The 19,519-nt window shown below is 54.7% G+C and carries 11 protein-coding genes; 7 read left to right on the top strand and 4 right to left on the bottom strand.

Going from position 1 to position 19,519, the window contains the following annotated elements:
- Positions 1–3: 3 nt before the first annotated feature.
- Positions 4–2,247 carry a DUF1926 domain-containing protein gene (locus KF752_11255; protein MBX3422120.1) on the bottom strand — a complete coding sequence of 748 codons (2,244 nt, stop codon included), beginning with the start codon at positions 2,245–2,247 and terminating at the stop codon, positions 4–6.
- A 326-nt stretch (positions 2,248–2,573) separates the two neighbouring features.
- Here KF752_11255 and KF752_11250 point away from each other — a divergent pair, with 326 nt between their 5' ends.
- The 6 genes from KF752_11250 to KF752_11225 all read left to right on the top strand — a co-directional run bounded on the left by KF752_11250 (position 2,574) and on the right by KF752_11225 (position 12,651).
- The gene (locus KF752_11250; GenBank protein MBX3422119.1) at positions 2,574–3,113 is read left to right on the top strand and encodes a hypothetical protein; all 540 of its coding nucleotides are present in this window, start codon (positions 2,574–2,576) and stop codon (positions 3,111–3,113) included.
- 198 nt (positions 3,114–3,311) lie between these two features.
- Entirely contained in the window at positions 3,312–4,784 is a 1,473-nt protein-coding gene (locus KF752_11245; protein MBX3422118.1) for a circularly permuted type 2 ATP-grasp protein, read from the top strand.
- Between the two features lie 59 nt (positions 4,785–4,843).
- Positions 4,844–5,830 (top strand): alpha-E domain-containing protein, encoded by a 987-nt coding sequence (locus KF752_11240; GenBank protein MBX3422117.1) that lies wholly within the window; start codon positions 4,844–4,846, stop codon positions 5,828–5,830.
- 9 nt (positions 5,831–5,839) lie between these two features.
- Entirely contained in the window at positions 5,840–9,220 is a 3,381-nt protein-coding gene (locus KF752_11235) for a transglutaminase family protein (protein ID MBX3422116.1), read from the top strand.
- Positions 9,217–11,751, top strand: coding sequence for a circularly permuted type 2 ATP-grasp protein (locus tag KF752_11230; protein ID MBX3422115.1), 2,535 nt, complete (start codon positions 9,217–9,219; stop codon positions 11,749–11,751). The genes KF752_11235 and KF752_11230 overlap by 4 nt, the downstream gene beginning before the upstream one ends.
- Before the next feature lie 9 nt (positions 11,752–11,760).
- Positions 11,761–12,651, top strand: coding sequence for a transglutaminase family protein (locus KF752_11225; GenBank protein MBX3422114.1), 891 nt, complete (start codon positions 11,761–11,763; stop codon positions 12,649–12,651).
- Positions 12,652–12,761: 110 nt separating this feature from the next.
- On the opposite strand, the gene KF752_11220 is transcribed toward KF752_11225, so the two are convergent.
- The 3 genes from KF752_11220 to KF752_11210 all read right to left on the bottom strand — a co-directional run bounded on the left by KF752_11220 (position 12,762) and on the right by KF752_11210 (position 17,803).
- Positions 12,762–14,219 (bottom strand): NAD-dependent succinate-semialdehyde dehydrogenase, encoded by a 1,458-nt coding sequence (locus KF752_11220; GenBank protein MBX3422113.1) that lies wholly within the window; start codon positions 14,217–14,219, stop codon positions 12,762–12,764.
- 64 nt (positions 14,220–14,283) lie between these two features.
- Complete coding sequence (locus KF752_11215) at positions 14,284–16,311, bottom strand: prolyl oligopeptidase family serine peptidase (protein ID MBX3422112.1); 2,028 nt, start codon at positions 16,309–16,311, stop codon at positions 14,284–14,286.
- A gap of 199 nt (positions 16,312–16,510) precedes the next feature.
- Positions 16,511–17,803: a PQQ-binding-like beta-propeller repeat protein gene (locus KF752_11210; GenBank protein ID MBX3422111.1), complete on the bottom strand. Its 1,293-nt coding sequence runs from the start codon at positions 17,801–17,803 to the stop codon at positions 16,511–16,513.
- Positions 17,804–18,204: 401 nt separating this feature from the next.
- Here KF752_11210 and KF752_11205 point away from each other — a divergent pair, with 401 nt between their 5' ends.
- Complete coding sequence (locus KF752_11205) at positions 18,205–19,518, top strand: hypothetical protein (GenBank protein MBX3422110.1); 1,314 nt, start codon at positions 18,205–18,207, stop codon at positions 19,516–19,518.
- Position 19,519: the final 1 nt, after the last annotated feature.

Below are 19,519 nucleotides of genomic sequence, written 5' to 3'. Positions count from 1 at the left end.
GGCTCACATTGTTGACAAGCCAGTTACGCCAGTTGTAGCCAATGTGGTGGACATGTGCGGCACAAACACTTGGGGCCGGCTGTGATGAGAAACGGCAACTGTCATCTGCAGCGACCAGCGGCCTTCGCGATCGCCTTGGATCAGCCAATGCGGCATGACACACACCGATTGATGAACCAGTTCGAAGCCGCCTTCACTTTGGCTGACCGTCTGAATGGGGTAGGTCCAGATGCTGGTTTGGCGGTCGAATTGCAACGAGACGTCGATTCCCTGCCAGCCATCGATCATGCCCAAGCCAAAAGTCGCAGGCATTTCCAATGCAGTGCCTAAGTGGCCAAGTCGATCTCCCGTAGCATCGTAGAAATAGCGATCATCGGCGTCGGCAGGCAGTCCAGCAAAATTCCACTCAAGTGCCAAATGCAATTGCCGGTCTGGCGGCAGTCCCTCGATCAGGTAGGCCACTTCCAGCGTCGAGCTGCCAGCTTGCATGGTCAATGCCTTGGTAAGGCGGAACGGCATGCCCCAGGCGTTGCCTTCGCGTGTGAGCTGCAATTGCACCTTACTTGCGGCTCGTCGCAGCTTGGCTTCGTAGGCCGAGCCCACGAAATCGCCGCGTTCTATGGCCTGACCGGACATCAGCGCGGCTAACGAGAGGTCGTTGTCGTAAAAATGGTCAATAAAGCTCTTGCGGGGATAGTTGTCGTATTGCAGGTGGCGTTGAAGCCCCTCTTGTTTGCAGACGACGCGGTCATGGATACTTTCCACTTGGCTGGACTGATGGTGATCATCCATCGGGTTGGCTAAATTCATGATCTTCGCGTGATAAGCTTCAGGCCGGCGTTGCATGGTGGCCAGCAGATTGTGGCTCGCAAATCGGGAGTCCAATTCGTATAGCATGCCACCGTCAGACGGCGCAACATAGGCGATCCAATGGTCGTTAGCCAATCTCACTTCGTTACGCAAATCTAAATTGTAGTCGTCGGTCGTGGCCTCGACCCAAGCAGCCTTGCCATGTTCCAAGTAGTCCAATAGGTTATCGGCGGCGATCAGCTCGTGATAGACAGCGTTGCGCAAGTGCGGCAAGTAGATGCCGCCAAACGCTCCGTGCCAGTACGGACAATTGCACTGGCCGCGATACAAATGATCTTCGATGCGATCGAGCAATTCGCTATCGCCGCAGCGTTGGCTGGCCTCGTACGCCTTGCGACTGACCTGTAACATGCGGCAATACATTTCGTTGGCTTCTGTGTAGCGGACTCTGAAATTTCGCCAGTTGCCAGCGCGCACGAAAGGTTGAATCTGACTCCAATTCGGGTGAGCGCTAAAGATTTCCATCCAATGATCATAGTGCTGCTGAACATCGGCCGGCAGCGCCCACTGAGTCATCTCTCGGTAACTGCATTCGGGTAGATAGATTTTGCTGTGCGCAGGTTGAGCTTGAGCCGCCTCGTTCAGTGTGCTGGTCTTCAGCCAACTCTGATTGTCCACTAGCGCATCAAAAAAGCGTCGTAGCCAGCCCCGCTGGTAAACATGTTGGTGTGTATCGGGCCAAGTACCAAATTTTTCGCCGTCGTCTCCAAAGACCAGCACGGCACCGGGGTGATTACCTGCCACCTGACGGGCGTAGTCGATCGTGGCGTCTACGTCCGCGAACGGAATTAAGTATCGCAACCGCTCGCTGCCTGGAAATATCCGCAGTAGACAACCGTTATCTTCGGTAATGAAACTGCCTATCAAACTGCTGGCCGGCCAGCCTGCCGAAGTGAAATGGAAGTCGTCTAGAACAGTGTAACTGATACCGGCTGCCGCAATGTCAGCCGTTAGGTTGCTCTCCCAAACCCTCTCTGGCATCCACATGCCGCGAATCTCGGTCTGAAACAGATCTGTCAAGTAATTGGTATATGCTTGAATTTGCCCAACACGATCGCGGCTAGGTAGCATCGTCAGAATCGGCTCGTACATCGGCCCACCAATGATTTCGATGCAGCCGGCTGCCACCAATCGCGCCAGACGCTGGATATATTCAGGATGCTTATCGGCTAGCCACAGCATCAATGGCCCCGACGTATGTAGCGACAAGTGAATGCCAGGGTACTCCTCCAGCACGTCCAGAAATGGCCGATAGCTATCGTTATAGGCCTGCTCGAATACGCCCTCAAAATTGCCGATCGGCTGATGATTGTGCAATACTAAACACAGGTGAACTGCGGTGTTGCCGGTGACAGTGTTGTAAGCCGAGTGGTTCATAATTAGGTTGTCTTGCAAGAAATTGGAGTCAGGCCACTTAAAATCACCCGCGCACTTTGAGCGCACCACATCGGCTCTATCGTCAACGGCCAGAACCATGGCAAAGTTTTTTTGACTGGAATGACTGCTCTAAACAGGCCTCACACAAACGCAGCGAAGAGAGGTAGCTTAGGTTAAATAGCGGCGCGCCATATGTCACCTTCACTAGTTGTTAGTGGCCCGGTATTCGGGTACAGTCGGTGCTACCAGCTCTGGCCATGAGCGATGTTTGCTAGCCATTAGATGCAATTCGGCTTACTGTACCTGTCCCCTGCAAGTCACAGAAGATGAGCAACAATCCCTATCAAGCTCCCAGCAATCTTCCCCCTGTACTGGGCCAATCGCCTGAGAACATTCCGGTGCCATCGGACTTACAGCAGCGTGTGAGCGGGCCAGCGATTGGGTTGATCGTACTGGGATGTAGCAATACTCTGTTTTCCGTGTGGGGTATTGTGATGGCTGCATTGAACATCTTTGAACTCAATCCGATTACCACGATGCAAAAGCGCGATATGGAAAGGAGCCGTAATCAGATGGGAGAAGCTGGCGCCGCGTTCATGGACCAGATGATGTATTTCACCGACCTCATGAACGGTGAGGGCACATTGGTATTCAATCTGCTGGCTCTGGTAATTGGAATTGGACTGGTAGTCGCGGGCTTGCGGATGAAAGCCTTTCGATCCTATTGGCTTGTCATGACATTTGCGGTGCTGGGCATGATGCCCTGCCTGAGCAATTGTTGCATCGTAGGTTTGCCGTTAGGTATTTGGGCAATCGTTGTGTTGTCCGATGTCCATGTCAAAGCAGCGTTCATGAGCCGAGCGTAGGCGGTCTTCGCAGACAATAAAAGGCAATAGCGGTTGCCTTGCAGCCTCTAAGGTCTGACAAACAAACACCGGTAAGTATCTCGCGAGATAGTCTAGTGCCGCCGAATCGAAGCTTAGCCCTGTGCATTGATCAACTGTAGTTGACACTGTCTCCGCCAGTGGACATTATAGCTTGATTGTGGAAACGAGAAGCAAGCTATGACGTTCGCGAATTACTGCACCGAGCAGATCCATGATGAGTTGTTTCACGCAGATGGAACGCCTCGATCGGGAGCACAGCTCTTAATTGCCCAACTCAACGCACTTGGTATCGACGAAGTGCGACATCGTCAGCAGGCGATGGATCGAGCCTTGTTTCATATGGGCATCACGTTCACCGTCTATGGTGACGATAGCGGCACGGAGAAGATATTTCCATTTGATTTAGTTCCGCGAATAATCGAAGCCTTTGAGTGGGCGCACATCGAGGCGGGGTTGAAGCAGCGGATCAAGGCGTTGAACTGTTTCATCGACGATGTATACCACCACCAGCACATTATCCGAGAGGGGATTCTACCTGCAGAACTGCTACACAAGGCCAAGTCTTTTCGGTCGCAGTGCAGTGGCATCAATCCGCCAGGTGGCATTTGGTGTCATGTCACCGGTACCGATTTGATTCGACATAGCGATGGGGCCATCTATGTCCTGGAGGACAACTTGCGTTGTCCGTCGGGAGTTTCGTATGTGCTGCAGAATCGGATGATCATGAAAAAGACCTTTCCCCAGGTCTTTTCGGCCTCCAAAGTGCGACCGGTGATCGACTATCCGAGCCATCTTTACTCGGCGCTTGCCCAATTGGCTCCATCCCAAGTAATCGATCCGGTGGTCGTGGTACTGACTCCCGGCATCTACAATTCGGCTTACTACGAGCATTCCTTTCTGGCGCAGCAAATGGGCGTCGAACTGGTGGAGGGCCGAGATTTGGTTGTTCAAGACGGCGCGGTGTACATGCGCACCACGCGCGGCCTTCGGCGGGTAGATGTTATCTACCGTCGCATGGACGATGATTTCTTAGACCCACAGGCTTTTCGGCCGGATTCGATGCTGGGTGTACCCGGTCTGTTCGAAGTTTACAAAAATGGTCGAGTGGCCCTGGCTAATGCTCCTGGCACTGGGGTGGCCGATGACAAAGTCATCTATGCCTTTGTGCCTGACATGATTCGCTATTACTTAAATCAGGAGCCAATCTTGCCCAACGTGCCAACGTATCTGTGTGCGCGCGATGAAGATCGTCGGTATGTTCTTGATCATTTGGAGGAACTGGTGGTCAAGGCCGCCAATGAGGCTGGTGGCTACGGCATGTTGATCGGTCCTCATTCGACGGCGGATCAGCAAGCCGAATTTGCTGAGAAGATTCGGCAAGACCCTAGAAATTATATTGCGCAACCGACTCTGACGTTGTCCCGAGTGCCCACATTGATCGATGATCATTTCGAGGGCCGACACGTCGACTTGCGCCCCTACATCTTGTACAGTCCGCAAGGCATTTGGGTACTACCCGGTGGCTTAACCCGTGTAGCACTACGTAAAGGTTCGTTGGTAGTCAATTCGTCTCAGGGAGGTGGCAGTAAAGATACCTGGGTTGTCGCGGCTTCAGAAAGTCATGCCAACGAGGGCGACATGACGCTGTAGCGGGCAGTGCCCAGACAGGACCAAACGTAAATCACCCTCATATCAGGAACCTTGTGATCATGCTCAGCCGAGTGGCGAACTCAATGTATTGGATGGCGCGGTATATCGAACGGGCTGAGAATCTATCGCGCTACATTGAGGTAACGCTGAATGTGATTCTGGATCAGCCTGATGCCGCTGACAGGCAGTGGAAACCCTTGATTTTGGCCACAGGTGATGCGCTTGATTTCTACCAACGCTATAACCGTCCTGATGCGCAGCAGGTGATACATTTTTTGACGTTTGATCCCGATTACTCAAACTCGATCAAGTCTTGTCTGACTCAGGCCCGCGAGAACGCCCGAACAATTCGCGAAACCATCTCGTCGGAAGCCTGGGAGCAAATCAACGAATTCTACCATTGGCTGAACGGTTCTCAGCAACAGACGATGTCGTTGGATCAATTGTCTGATTTCTACCAACGTGCTCGTCTGCACAGTCATTTATTCAACGGTATCTTAGATGCCACTATGTCACATGGCGAAGGCTGGCATTTTTTTAATTTGGGCCGGTTGATCGAGCGGGCCGACCAAACCAGTCGTATTCTTGACGTCAAGTACTTCAGTCTGCTGCCAAAGTTGGATGACGTCGGCACGACGATCGATGATTTGCAGTGGTCGGCCGTGCTACGTTCGGTCAGTGGCTTTGAAGTCTACCGCAAGCGCTATCGGGCGATCACTGTTCCGCGCGTCGTTGAATTCTTGATTTTAGAACGCGAATTTCCACGGGCAATTCTGTTTAGCCTGGATGGTGCCAACCGTTCACTACACGCGATCACCGGCTCGCCCCTCGGGATTTTCCGCAATGTGCCTGAGCAGCGATTAGGGCAATTGCTGGCCAACCTAGCCTACGCTGATGTTCGTCAGATCATTTCTCGCGGATTGCACGAGTTTGCCGATGAGTTGCAGGTCAAGCTGAACGAAGTGGACGAGGCAATTTTTGATGAGTTTTTTGCTTTGCGATCTTCCGCGCCCCTGCCCGTTCAGTATCAACTCAGCCATCAATAGATCTGCATAATGTCTATCCGTGTAGCCCTGAATCATGTCAGCCGTTATCGTTACGACCGTCTGACCTCGATCGGTCCGCAAATCGTGCGATTGCGTCCAGCACCCCATTGTCGCACAAGCATCGTCAGCTATTCGCTGTCGGTTCAGCCCAGTGAGCATTTTCGCAACTGGCAACAAGACCCTCACGGTAACTTCTTGGCCCGATACGTCTTTCCAAAGCCAGCTCGAGAATTGTGTTTCACAGTGGATCTGGTGTGCGACCTATCGGCCAGCAATCCCTTTGATTTCTTTGTAGATCAAGAAGTTCTCAATTTTCCATTCAGCTACGAACCTAGCCTGGCTACCGACCTAAAGCCATTTCTTGAGACGCAGCCCAATAGTTCGTTATTGACAGAATTTATCAGCTCTTTGCATGTTCAGCCGCAGCATACGATCACTTTATTGGTAGACATCAATCAGCGGATTCAGCAAGCAATCCGCTACCTGATTCGTCCAGAGCCTGGAGTGCAAACACCGCAGCAAACGCTAGAACTGCGTTCGGGATCGTGCCGCGATTCTGCCTGGCTGCTGGTGCAGATCTTGAGGCATTTGGGCCTGGCGGCGCGATTCGTTTCGGGCTATCTGATTCAGTTAGTTCCAGATATCAAGCCGTTGGACGGACCCGCAGGCGCGTCGGTTGACTTCACCGACCTACACGCTTGGGTGGAAGCTTATATTCCGGGCGCGGGTTGGATTGGATTGGATCCCACCTCGGGGCTTCTGGCCGGCGAGGGGCATATTCCGTTGGCTGCCACGCCCCATCCCAGCTCGGCGGCCCCGATCAGTGGATCGCTGTCAGAATGCGAAGTCGATTTCAGTTTTGCGATGTCGATCAGCCGAATCTGCGAGGCCCCGCGCGTTACCAAACCGTATCGCCCACAGCAATGGCAATCCATCGTACAAGTTGGGCACGAAGTTGATCGTCGATTGCAGCACGATGATGTGCGGTTGACGATGGGCGGTGAACCAACCTTCGTCTCGATCGACGATATGGATGGCGTGGAATGGAATTCGGCAGCGGTAGGTCCACACAAGCGACGGTTATCAGAGATATTGATTCGCCGCCTGCGCGAACGATTGGCACCCGGAGCTTTGCTGCATTATGGACAGGGCAAATGGTATCCCGGCGAGCCCTTGCCCAGATGGGCGCTGGCATGTCTGTGGCGGAAAGATCATGTGCCAATCTGGAACAATTCCCAATTGCTGGCTGACTCGGATCAGACATACAGCTACGGTATCGAAGATGCCAAACAATTTACGGATTGTCTGGCAGAGCGCTTGGCGTTGTCGCCTGAATGCATCCTGCCGGCTTTTGAAGATGCGGCGTATTATTCTTGGCAGGAGCAGCGGTTACCGGTGAATGTCGACCCGCAGCGAGCACAGCTTCAGGATCCGGAAGAGCGCTCTCGTTTGGCGCGAGTCTTCGAGCAAGGTCTAGACTCTGCCGTGGGCTACGTGCTGCCCATGCGCAGTCAATGGTGGCAATCCAAGGGTGCGGCTTGGCAGTCCATGCGGTGGCCGGTTCGTGCTGGGCGAGTATTTCTGATGCCCGGCGATTCGCCCATCGGCTTGCGTTTGCCACTGGAGTTTTTATCCGCCGCCTGGCCGTCGATTGACGAATTATGGACTGCCGATCCATCAGCACCGCTGCAAGCACTAGTGGATGGTCGCCAACCGCAGCACAGCCACCAGCTACAGTTCGGCCCAGGTCAGGGCGCCAGCCGTCACCCGTCACGAGCGGAGACGGTCGAGCAGCGACAGTCACAGATTCCGACTACGTCAGCTTCGGTTAGCTCACACGCGGCGGGTGCTCCCGTCGTCCGCACGGCCTTGTGTATCGAGCCGCGCGATGGCAGATTGCACCTATTCATTCCACCAGTCGAGCGTTTAGAAGATTATCTAGACTTGATAGCGGCGATCGAGGACACGGCGGAGAGACTTTCGCTACCGGTGGTCATCGAAGGCTATCTGCCGCCCACAGATCATCGTTTGAAATTGCTGAAAGTCACGCCTGACCCAGGCGTGATCGAAGTCAATATTCACCCATCTGGCAGTTGGGATGAACTTGTTAGCAACACGACCGACCTGTACGAAGAGGCGCGCCTGTCGCGACTGGGCACTGAAAAATTCGATCTTGACGGCAAGCATTCTGGTACCGGTGGCGGCAACCACATAGTCCTGGGATCATACTCGACCACCGACAGCCCATTTTTGCGGCGCCCCGATTTGTTGCACAGCTTGATTGTCTACTGGAATAACCATCCTTCGCTCAGCTATCTATTTAGTGGACGGTTCATAGGCCCCACCAGTCAGGCTCCGCGTCTGGATGAAGGCCGGCGCGACGCGGTCTATGAATTACAGCTGGCTCTGGCGTTAGTTCCAACGGTCGAGCAACAACAAGCTGGTGCGCCGATACCGCCTTGGTTGGTCGATAGGATTTTCCGCAACCTGCTGACTGATATCACCGGTAACACGCACCGCGCGGAGATCTGCATCGACAAATTGTATTCGCCAGATCACAGCTCAGGCCGTTTGGGATTGGTCGAATTGCGGGGCTTCGAGATGCCGCCCCACGCTGAAATGAGCCTGGCTCAGCAGTTGCTCATTCGAGCGCTGGTCAGCCATTTCTGGCGCAGCCCTTATCGGCAACCACCGATTGTCTGGGGCACAAGTCTGCATGACCGATTCATGCTGCCGCATTACCTGTGGACGGATTTTGATGAGGTGATAGACCAATTGAATCAAGCGGGAATTGCGATCGAGCGCGACTGGTTCTTGACACACTTCGAATTCCGTTTTCCACTGATTGGTTCAGTCGTTTACGATGACATCCAGTTGGAATTGCGCCAGGCTCTGGAACCCTGGCATGTCTTGGGCGAGCAGCCGAGCGGGCAGGCAACAGTCCGCTATGTGGACTCGTCGGTGGAACGGCTGCAGGTACGCCTCACGGGTTTAGTCAGCGAGCGCTACTGTGTCACCTGCAATGGCCGTCGCGTACCGCTGCGGGCAACAGGCTCACCTGGCGAGTATGTGGCCGGTGTGCGGTTTCGCGCTTGGCAGCCACCGCAATGCTTGCATCCCACGATTCCAGTTCACGCACCATTGGTATTCGATATTGTCGATATTTGGTCAGGTCGAGCGGTCGGTGGCTGCACCTATCATGTTGCTCATCCTGCGGGGAGGAATTACGATAGTTTTCCAGTGAATTCACTGGAAGCCGCAGCCAGGCGGGCTGCTCGATTTCACCCCATGGGACACAGTCCCGGTGGGCGTGACATACCCCGAACAGAATCCAGTACCGAATTTCCGCTTACCCTCGATCTGCGCCGCTCCCAGCACTCAACAGCATGACCGATTCGATCAAGGATGCGCACGGAGCGGCTTGGCAATTGTTGGACTACCAACCGGTTAGCCATGCCTATGATGAAGCCATCGACGCTGCCGGGAACCTGCGCGGTCACTGGAAGACCTTGATCGTCGAGCTGGAATCGCTGGGCCGTGGCGAGTTGGACCGGCGTTGGCGACAGGGATTGGATCAGATTCAGCGGGATGGAGTGACCTTCAATCCGTATGATGCTGAAAGCGGTTCGTCGCGTCCTTGGGCGCTGGACCCCATCCCAATGGTTTTCGACGAATTGGAATGGAGTTCCTTAGCGGCAGGCATCGAGCAACGCGCCCGATTGATGGACGGCCTGTTGGCGGATTTGTTTGGACCGCAACGCCTATTGCGGGAAAAGATCATTCCGCCTGAACTGTATTACGATCACCCGGCAGTCTATCCAGCTTACCACCAACTGCAGGTGGCCGGGCGCAATTACCTGAGTTTATACGCGATGGATTTAGGCCGCGCTCCGGACGGGCGGTGGATTTCCACAGGCGATCGTACGCGAGCCCCATTCGGATTGGGCTATGTACTAGAAAATCGATTTGCGGCCTCGCGAATTTTTCCAGCCATGTTTCGACGGGGAAAAATTCGGCGCATCGCTTCCTTCTTTGCCAGCCTACGGCAAGGCTTGGTCGATCAAGCCTGGTTCTCCAAAGACAATCCACGTATCGTCTTGCTGACCAAAGGCCCGGGTTCGCGGGCTTATTTTGAAGATGCGTATCTGGCCCGATATTTGGGTTTCCTGCTGGCCGAGGGTGGCGATTTGGCTGTTCGCGATCAGCGAGTCATGTTGAAGACCCTAGGGGGCTTGTTGCCGGTGGAAGTCATTCTGAGGCGAACTGACGATGATGCCTGCGATCCTATTGAACTGTCAGGCTGTGACATGAATGGTGTGGCAGGTCTAGTGGAAAGTTGTCGCAATAGGCAAGTGGCTATCGCCAATGCCTTGGGAAGCCAGGTGGTGGAATCACCTGTATTCCTACCGTGGCTGCCCGCGATTTGTGAGTTTTTATTGTCCGAAGAATTGCGATTGCCCACGATTCCAACCTGGTGGTGTGGCCAGCAGCCGGATTTCGCATTTGTGCAGGACAATCTTGATCAACTGATCATTCGCCGTGCCTATCGCACCGACGCCGACGAAGCGGTCATCCGGCCTGCCCAGTTGACTGGCCAACAGCGCGAACAACTGGTCGATCAACTCATGCGAGAGCCACATCGTTTTGTAGCCCAGCAGGGTTTTGTACGTTCGACAGTGCCTGTGTGGACCGAAGACGGTGCACAGCCGTGGCATTTGGCGATTCGAGCATTTGCCTGCGCCGGACAATCAGGCTATTCCGTATTACCTGGTGGATTGGCCAGAATCTCTCCCGATTCGAATTGTCTTGACTCAACGATGACCTCTGGGGAACGCAGTCAAGACGTGTGGGTGATTGCTGGCACGCCGGTCAAGGATGTCAAGCTGACACCGCTGTACAGTGATCACGTAGAACTGCGCCGTAGTGGACCTGACTTGCCTAGCCGCGCCGCCGACAATTTGTTTTGGTTGGGCCGATACATGGGTCGGATCGAAGGTTCCGTACGCCTCTTGCGGGAGGTGTTTCAGCTGATGTCCAGCGAGCAGGATCGGAGCGATACTTTGGAACCACTGCTGCGCACTCTGGTTGACCTGGGACAAATCGAACCAGATTATGTCATCAGTGAGTTTGGCGGTCAGTTGCCGGGAATCGAAAATGCCCTGCCACTGGCAATATTCGATGTCTCGCGTGAACGTTCGTTGCGGTCAAGCGTTCAGCAGGCCGCGCGCGTTATTGCGACTCTCCCAGACCGCATTACTGCGGATATGTCTCGATCGGTTCGCAGGCTCGATGCGGCCTGCCAATTGCCGGATCAGCGCCAAGCCAGCTCAGCTCAGGTGTTGGCCATGCTCGACGAGCTGTTGATACATGCCTTGGCCTTCGATGGATTGGTCAACGAAAGCATGACGCGCGGTTTTAGTTGGTTGTTCCTGGATTTGGGACTGCGGATCGAGCGCTGCTGGCAAGCGATTTTGTTGCTGGAGTCAACAGCAGTCCGAGTTACTGCCGAAGAGTCCGGTATTCTGGAGTCACTGTTGCAGGTCGGTGGTAACGTGATGACCTATCGCTCCAGATATTTGTCGAATCTCCAAATGGCACCACTGTTAGACTTACTTCTGTGTGACGAGACCAATCCGCGCTCGATCGCCTTCCAGTTGGTCAGGATTGAACGGCATGTCAATGGATTGCCGCGTACCGAGCGGTATGGAGTCAAGTCTCCCGAGCAATTGTTGGCTTTAAGTATGTTGTCTGAAATTCGGCTGACAGACGTGTTCCTAATTACTCGTTCGCGCGGCCAACGTCGCGAGGAGCTGGCTCGTTTGCTGGAGAGGTTGCGAGTCAAGCTGCCCAAACTAAGTGAGATCGTCTCTGGGCGCTATTTGATTCATGCGGGCTTACCACGTTCGTTTACTGAAGCTTGAGTCGATAACATGCCACAATGCTATCGGATTTCGCATGTTACCAAATACGCTTACTCCAGTCCGGTCAGCGTTTGCCAGAACGTGCTGGCGCTCAGCCCTCGCAATGACGCGCACGTCCAGTGCTTGTCGCATCGCTTGAAGATCGATCCACAGCCCAGCAAGGTTCACAGTCGAAGCGACTTCTTTGGCAACCAATTGACGGAATTCTGCATAGACGAGAGTCATGACGAATTGGTGATTGCTGCGTACAGTCGAGTGACGGTACACGAGGTCGAACTGTTCAATCATGTGCAGTGGCCAGAATGGCAGCAGATTCGGGCTGCGCTCACAGATCGAAGCGACTCTGGTTGGTTGGCGGCCTGCGTCTACTCCTTTGATTCACCGCGCATACGGCGGGCTGTCGAGTATTCTCGATATGCGCAAGCCTGTTTCGGTAGTGGCGTCGATCTGCTGACCGGCACACAACGCCTGTGCCAACAAATACATGCGGACTTCAGGTACGATACACAAGCTACCAATTCGGCCACACCAACTGATGATGTGTTCCGACTTCAGCGCGGTGTGTGTCAGGATTTTGCGCATGTGGCTATTGCCTGCCTGCGAAGCTTGGGTTTGCCTGCGCGGTATGTTAGTGGATATCTGCGAACCATCCCGCCAACTGGAGGAGCGCGATTGATTGGCGCAGATCAATCCCACGCCTGGGTAAGTGTCTATGCGGGTCAGTCGGTAGGGTGGATTGACTTTGATCCGACCAACAACTGCCTTTGCCAACTGCATCACATTCCCATCGCCTGGGGACGAGATTACACCGATGTGGTGCCGGTGCGCGGGGCCTATCTAGGTGGCGGAGATAGCCGGATTTCCGTGGCCGTTGATGTCAAACCTGAAGGCCTAGGCTAAAGCTGGACCTAGCAGCCTCCTAGCGACTTCTGAGTCTTCATCAGAGTTGATCGGGTGACGTGAAGTGGTCTGTGGCGTGCTGCATAGGCTCTGCGGCGCACACGGCGTAGTCACAGAGCAATGCAAACGTATTTGACCTCGAGGTATTCTTCAATCCCCTGGCGCGAACCTTCGCGGCCGATGCCTGATTGCTTCATACCGCCGAACGGAACGGTCTCGCTGGTGATCAGGCCCGTGTTGACACCCACCATTCCATATTCTAGCCCTTCAGCGACTCGCCACACACGACCTATGTCGCGACTAAAAAAGTAGGCGGCTAGACCGTATTGTGTATCATTAGCCAACTCAACAACTTGAGCATCGTCGGTAAATCGAATGAGCGGACTGACTGGACCAAACGTCTCTTCACGGGCCACCAACATTTGCGGCTGAATTCCGGACAGAACGGTGGGCTCGAAAAATCCGCCTCCCAACGCATGGCGTTTGCCTCCAACAACAATCTGGGCCCCCTGCCCCACCGCGTCTTGTATGTGCCGCTCAACCTTGGCTACGGCGGCTTGATTGATCAGCGGACCCAAGTCCACTCCCGGATTGCAGCCAGGCCCCACCTTCAATGCGCGTACCAACGGAAGCAGTTTTTCCAGAAAGCGATCATAGACCGCGTCGTGCACAAAGAAACGGTTGGTGCAAATACACGTTTGACCATTGTTGCGATACTTCGATGCGATTGCCCCCTGCACGGCGGCGTCCAAATCAGCGTCATCGAAGACGATGAACGGTGCGTGTCCACCTAGTTCCAAGGATAGCCGCTTGATGGTCGAGGCACACTGTTGAGCCAATAGGCGGCCAACGGCGGTCGAGCCGGTAAAGCTAAATTTCCGCACGTCCGGATGCGTTGTCAACTGTTTTCCGATCGGCTGTGGCTGGCCAGTGACAACTTGCAACACGCCATCGGGTACACCGGCCTGGGCTGCCAGGTGGGCGATGGCCAGGGCCGTCAGTGGAGTTAACTCGGATGGTTTGACAATCATTGGACAGCCTGCGGCCAGCGCCGGAGCAACTTTGCGCGTAATCATCGCGGCCGGAAAATTCCAGGGCGTGATCGCCGCGCACACACCCACGGGTTGCTTGAGGACCAGTGTGCGCTTGCCCGGTAGCGGGCTGACTAGACTTTCCGCCCCCACGCGTTTGCCTTCCTCCGCATACCATTCGGCAAACGACGCGGCGTAGACAATCTCGCCACGAGCTTCCCGCAGCGGCTTACCCTGTTCGGTAGTCAGAATCAACGCCAGGTCGTCGGCGTGTTCCAGCATCAAATCGCGCCAGCGGCGGAGTATCTCGGCACGCTCGTGGGCTGTCTTTTGTCGCCAGGCCGGCCATGCGTCACGCGCAGCTTGGATGGCTCGGCAGGTTTCCGTCTCGCCCATGTCGGGTACCAGCCCCACACACTGGCCAGTAGCCGGATTGAGGACGCGCAGCGTTTGCCCGCTGTCCGCATCGCACCACTGTCCGGCGATCAGCGCCTGACTGCGAAACAAAGTTGAATCGCGCAATTGTTCCCAGTTCATTGTGATGTCTCACCTACAACAAGTCGATCGTTCGCCAGAAATACCCAAAGCTCTTACGTGAATTTCATTCCGGTGATGGCACTTGGCTGCCAGCGCGTTCGACTACAAAGTCAACTAAACCTTGGCAACGAAAGAACCCAGGCCAGTAATTGTGACCTTGGTCTTGAATAACCTCCAACTGGATTGCCTGAGCCTGCCCGGCCTGTTGATACAGTTCTTGCACCGCCAATGAGTTCGGCTCCAGCGGCACGACATGATCGATGGCACCATGAACTAAGTAGACCGGAACTGCAGCTGCGGCCATTTTGTGAACATGGGAGATTGGATTGTATTCTACCAGTTTGTCTTGTAGCTCTGGCGGCGTCAGCCCATAGGCTGCGGCCGCTTGATGCAAGCCTGGATAGCTACGGAGATCGAAGACCGGGTAGATGCCAGCCACTCCAGACACCCGCTGTGGATGCTCAGCGGCCCAGCGGCTGACCCACAATCCACCCCGACTCCGGCCCAGTAGTACCGGTCGGTGCGAAAAGTCGGCATGCTGGACGAGATGTTCGTACAAAGCGTCCAAGGCTGCCATGCAGGTCGGACTTCCAAACGCTTCACCAACGTCGATACCGGCTACGGCGATACCGGCCTCCAGGAACTGTTGGTGCATCCAACGCTCGTGTTCATCAGGGTAGTTGGGCATGATTGTCGGCGCGTACATAACCCAAGGCTGCGGTACGCTGCGCCGCTGTGGCGACGGTAAGTAAGTAAACGCACGATATTGGCCAATCTGAAATAGGCTGCCATCCAACATCGTCTCGCTAATGCGGGTCATCACAGCGACTACATTTCCGAGGTTGGCCGGCGGCTGAATGTCGGTGCCTGTTTGTTGCTTGGTAGCTACAGGTTGACCAGACTCGATATCGATCCACAGAATCTGCCATTGCGAGGGCTCAGGCTGATCGATTGGATCGGGCCAGCTAACAGATCGAGGTGACGCGGATATCGGAAAATACAAAACGACTGTCGAATCGTTTTCAGTAGCAGCTGCGTAACACTCGTTTGGATCGCACTGAGCCAATCGCTCTGTGGCGGGTCGCAGATTCCACATCGGTACACTAGCCTGCACCCGGCCGGCGGCTCGTAGGCATGCTATCGCACGGTCGTTGATTCCTAGACCAGAATCGGGCCGATGAAAGCGAATGGCGGCTGCTCCGCCCAAAAGATTGCGCCAGAATCGCTCGATGGCATCTTGATCTGAGTCGTTGAATTTATTGCCATCGGCACCATACACCTTAATGGAATTCATGGGACGCGGAAATTTTTCCAGATACTGCCGAACATACGCCAACCCGTCCCAGTGCTGTTGCCCACGCTGATGATTGTTTTGGCTGATGTCCACGAAATCATATTGCTCGGGGTGGTCGAATGTCTGTTGGTGACGCTCGGCCGCCAAGTTCCAATCGTCCCACATTTCGGTGATGCAAACCAGCTTTTCCGCCTGGTCAGCTCGCTGCCTGATTAAGCGCGCCCAGTGCAGCGCCCACTGAGGTTCGGCTTGCGTTTCGTTGTCGATGCAGTACAGCACGTGATCGAACTTCAGCGAACTATCCAGCATTCGGTGGACAAACGCCTCTTGGAATGCTAGCAGCGGCTGGATGCTACGTTGGGCCGGGGTCGAATAGAAGAACGGCTGCTTGTTGGCACCGGGGTGCTCGGGATAACTTTCGTGTAGCCCAGTCTGCTGCCGGCTATAGTTGATGTTATTGACAGGGTTATAAGGATGTTGTTGCCAGTGCTGCGAACCCCCGGCATCTGTGAAGTCAAAGCGATCCCAGACTTCGATTTGCACGAAAATGTTTCGAGCCTGAGTCTGTTCCAAGAAAAAATCAAACCGCTGCCAGTACTCGTCATTCCACTGGGTTAAATCGTATTTGCCATCGTTGCGACGGGCAAAAGGATAGACCTCCCAGCCGCCGTCGCGTCGATCACTCATGGTATTGCGCACCAGATTGCCACCGGCTGAGACGATGCGATCGAGTTGTCGAGTCAGTTTTTCGCCGGGCCATTGGAATAGATTATCATCATCGCTCCCCCCGAGGAGCAAAACCGGTTGTCCTCGGTGGGACCAATACCAGGCATTGTGCTCCCACGGTTCGATTGCCTGAGCGATAACGCCTATGGCGAGTTGGAAAAGAAAGAGACAACCTAACCTCACTGTCCGCCATCTGGCGACGGTTGTTAGGAGGCGCTGGCGGCTCACCAATTCTCCAAAATGCAGCAGAATCATGGGGTTCATTGGGTTGCTACCGTTGGCTGAAACGCATCAGATATTCCTGTCGCACATCGCCTTCGTGTTTGGCAACGCGCAGGAATATCTGGCCTCCGCAGATAGCTGGGCTGGCAAATGCTTCATCGCCGATCTTATTCTTGGCCAATTGAATGAACTTGTCGGGTGTCGCTTTGAACACATACAGGCTGCCGTCTTCACTGGCCCAGTAGATGCGATCACCGACCAGGACTCCTGAAGCACTGATACGATCCGTCAGTCGTTGTTTCCACATTTCAGTCCCGGTCTTGGCATCCCAGCAGTACAACACTCCGCCGTCAGCATAGTTGTAAACATAGCCATCGGCGGCGATCAGCGATTGCTCGTAGGCCTTGACCCGATTGCGCCAGAGCGGCGTGCCTGTGGCCATGTCCAGAGCGATTGTCTCAGAGCCAGGAAAGCCACCGCTAGCGATGGCTATGCCTTGGTCCCAGACCATCGTGCCACACGTCGCCAACGCAGTGCCCTGAGTGGACCACAGCTTTTCACCGGTGGCGGGGTCGTAGGCGGTCACGTTATTGGCACCGCTTATGAGCAGATAATCCTGGCCGCCATGCGACGTAACGACGGGTGACGAAAAGGTAATCATGCTGCCGCGCGTCGTCCGCCAGACTTCCTGGCCATTGTCTCGCCGCAAGGCCACCAAGGCGGAAGGTCCATCGTACTCGTAAGACACTATCACATACTCGCCGTACAGCACCGGTGACGCAGCGTAACCATATTGATACATGCGTGGACTATATCGCCCCAATTCCTTTTTCCAGACCTGTTCACCATTGAGCGTAAGCGCCGTAAGCCACACGGCATCGTGATGATACAACGTGGCAAATAAGCTATTACCGTCTGAGGCAAGTGTTGGCGTGGCTTCGGTGTTCTTGGCATGGTTCTTGTCTGGAAATCCGCTGCGGTTGAGTTCTATCTGCCATAGTTGTTTGCCAGTCTGTCGATCCACAGCAATGGCATACTGAATCTGCAGTTGTTCATCGGCGGTCAACATGAAGATGCGATCATCTACCACAATCGGCGATCCATGTCCGCGACCAGGAATCGGTTGCGACCAATCTAGATTCTTGGTTTCATCCAATTCAGCGGGCACCACTTGTTGACTGGCATGTCCGTCTCGCGTTACTCCACGCCACCAGGGCCAATCGCGTTGGGCGTTTAGCTTCGGAAACGACGTGATCGCAGTTTGCCCTAGCCCGTGTTGGCTAAGTGCGCAGGGCAACGACAATGTGGCGACAACCAACAGTACGCTCCAGGATCGTAGCATCTCAATATACCTTGTTTATGTGAGTTTTCAGTCTATGGCGAGGCTGCGATTATTTCTTGTCGTGCCATCGCTAGCAATGGCGAAACTACGAATTAGCTACTAGAAAAGTGCCGAAAAATGTGAACTTGCAGGGGCAATCATTGTTTGGGCCTTGACGTTGTTAGTCCCCATCAGGTACTTCCGGTTCAATTATAGGTGCGCCACACCATCGCTGGCTGAAGGTGCACTTGAAGTGGACTTTGGCCAGCGGCCCAAAGGAATAAACCAACAGCCACCGTTACCTGAGGGCGGAACCCCAGTTCGCTCACCGCGCTGGCGACGGTAGTTAAATATATGTCGCTCGCCTGACAGTCCGACATTCCAGAACGGGAGACGCAGCCCTGTCGGCTCACTCGCCAAATTTGACCTGCTACACTGGCCACATCCTGCTGGGACTATTGGTCTGCGCTTCCGCTGTTGGCTGCCAGCGACGAGGTTACACCGATCTTTATGTCGATTCGATGGCCGGCGAGATTCGCGACCTGGAAGACCAGCTCTACGAGTACGATCACGAATATCGCCTGCTGGAGCAAGAGTTGGAGTCTCTACGGCGGCACAACGCCGCCTTGCAAAGCTCCTCCAGTCCACCAGGCAGTTCGAGCCAGGGAAACACGCGAAATGTCCCAGCTCCGCCGAAGTCGCTGGATTTCTTGCCGCGCGAATCGTTGCCTGCGCCGCAATCCAAATCTGCAGCTCCCGAGATCAAGCAAGCTCCATCACCTCCAGGCAAAGAGGAACAGCTAAGGTCCTCTCCACCTCTCTCCGAGAGTCCATCGTCGATCATCGTCGATCCACCGGCTGGCTCTCAGCTGCGCAATCCACGGCCACCACCCGAGTCGTTGCAGCCGGGACCCCAAAATCAAACGGTACCACCCAATCAACTGCCCAACTTTGACGATTCGGAAGATTTCAGCAGTACCGACTTGAACGTACCAACGATTACCACGGGGGCTGCTATGCCGCCGCGCCGATCTGTTGTGGATTCGAATGTTCCGCCAGAAAATGACTTGGAGATGAGTCTATCGCAAATTGAATTGCCGACCCAATTGGCGTCTACTGGGCCATCCAGTAACGTCGCCAGCATTCGGCCAGCTACACAGTTGATTACCGACAAACGGATTGTCGAGGTTGCCTTTCATCCCAGTATGTCGCGCTCAATTAATTTGGATGACGATGATAACGATGACGGACTATACCTCGTGCTGCAGCCCAAAAATCAACAGGGACAGGTTGTGCCTGAGGCCGCCGCACTGGTCGTAGAAGTCTTCGATCCGGCGCGAAGCGACGACAGTGCCAAGATCAGTAGCTGGCGCTACACCCAGTCCGAAATTGCTAGTAAGATTCAGCCACTTGGAAGCCAGCAAGGTGTGCACTTGACCTTGCCATGGAACGGGCCGAACCCCAAATCGGATAGAGTCCTGGTGCACATAACCTACACATTTGAAAACGGTCGCCAAATTGTGGCTCGCAAAGAAATCTTCGTAGCCACGCGCGGCGGATTGAAAACCGTCTGGGCTCCACGAGCCTCTGGATCTTCAATGGTAACCGCTGCCGCGGAAAATCAGTCGCGGGTTATGCCAGCTAGTACAGCCCAGTCGCAGGCCAGCCAAGCGACCGTCGGACCAGCCAGCCAACAGCAACCGGTTGAACTTCCGCCAATGCCGGGATTGCGCTGAG

The sequence above is a fragment of the Pirellulaceae bacterium genome, assembly GCA_019636385.1.
Taxonomy (GTDB): domain Bacteria; phylum Planctomycetota; class Planctomycetia; order Pirellulales; family Pirellulaceae; genus Aureliella.
This window is presented reverse-complemented; position numbering and strand designations above follow the sequence as displayed.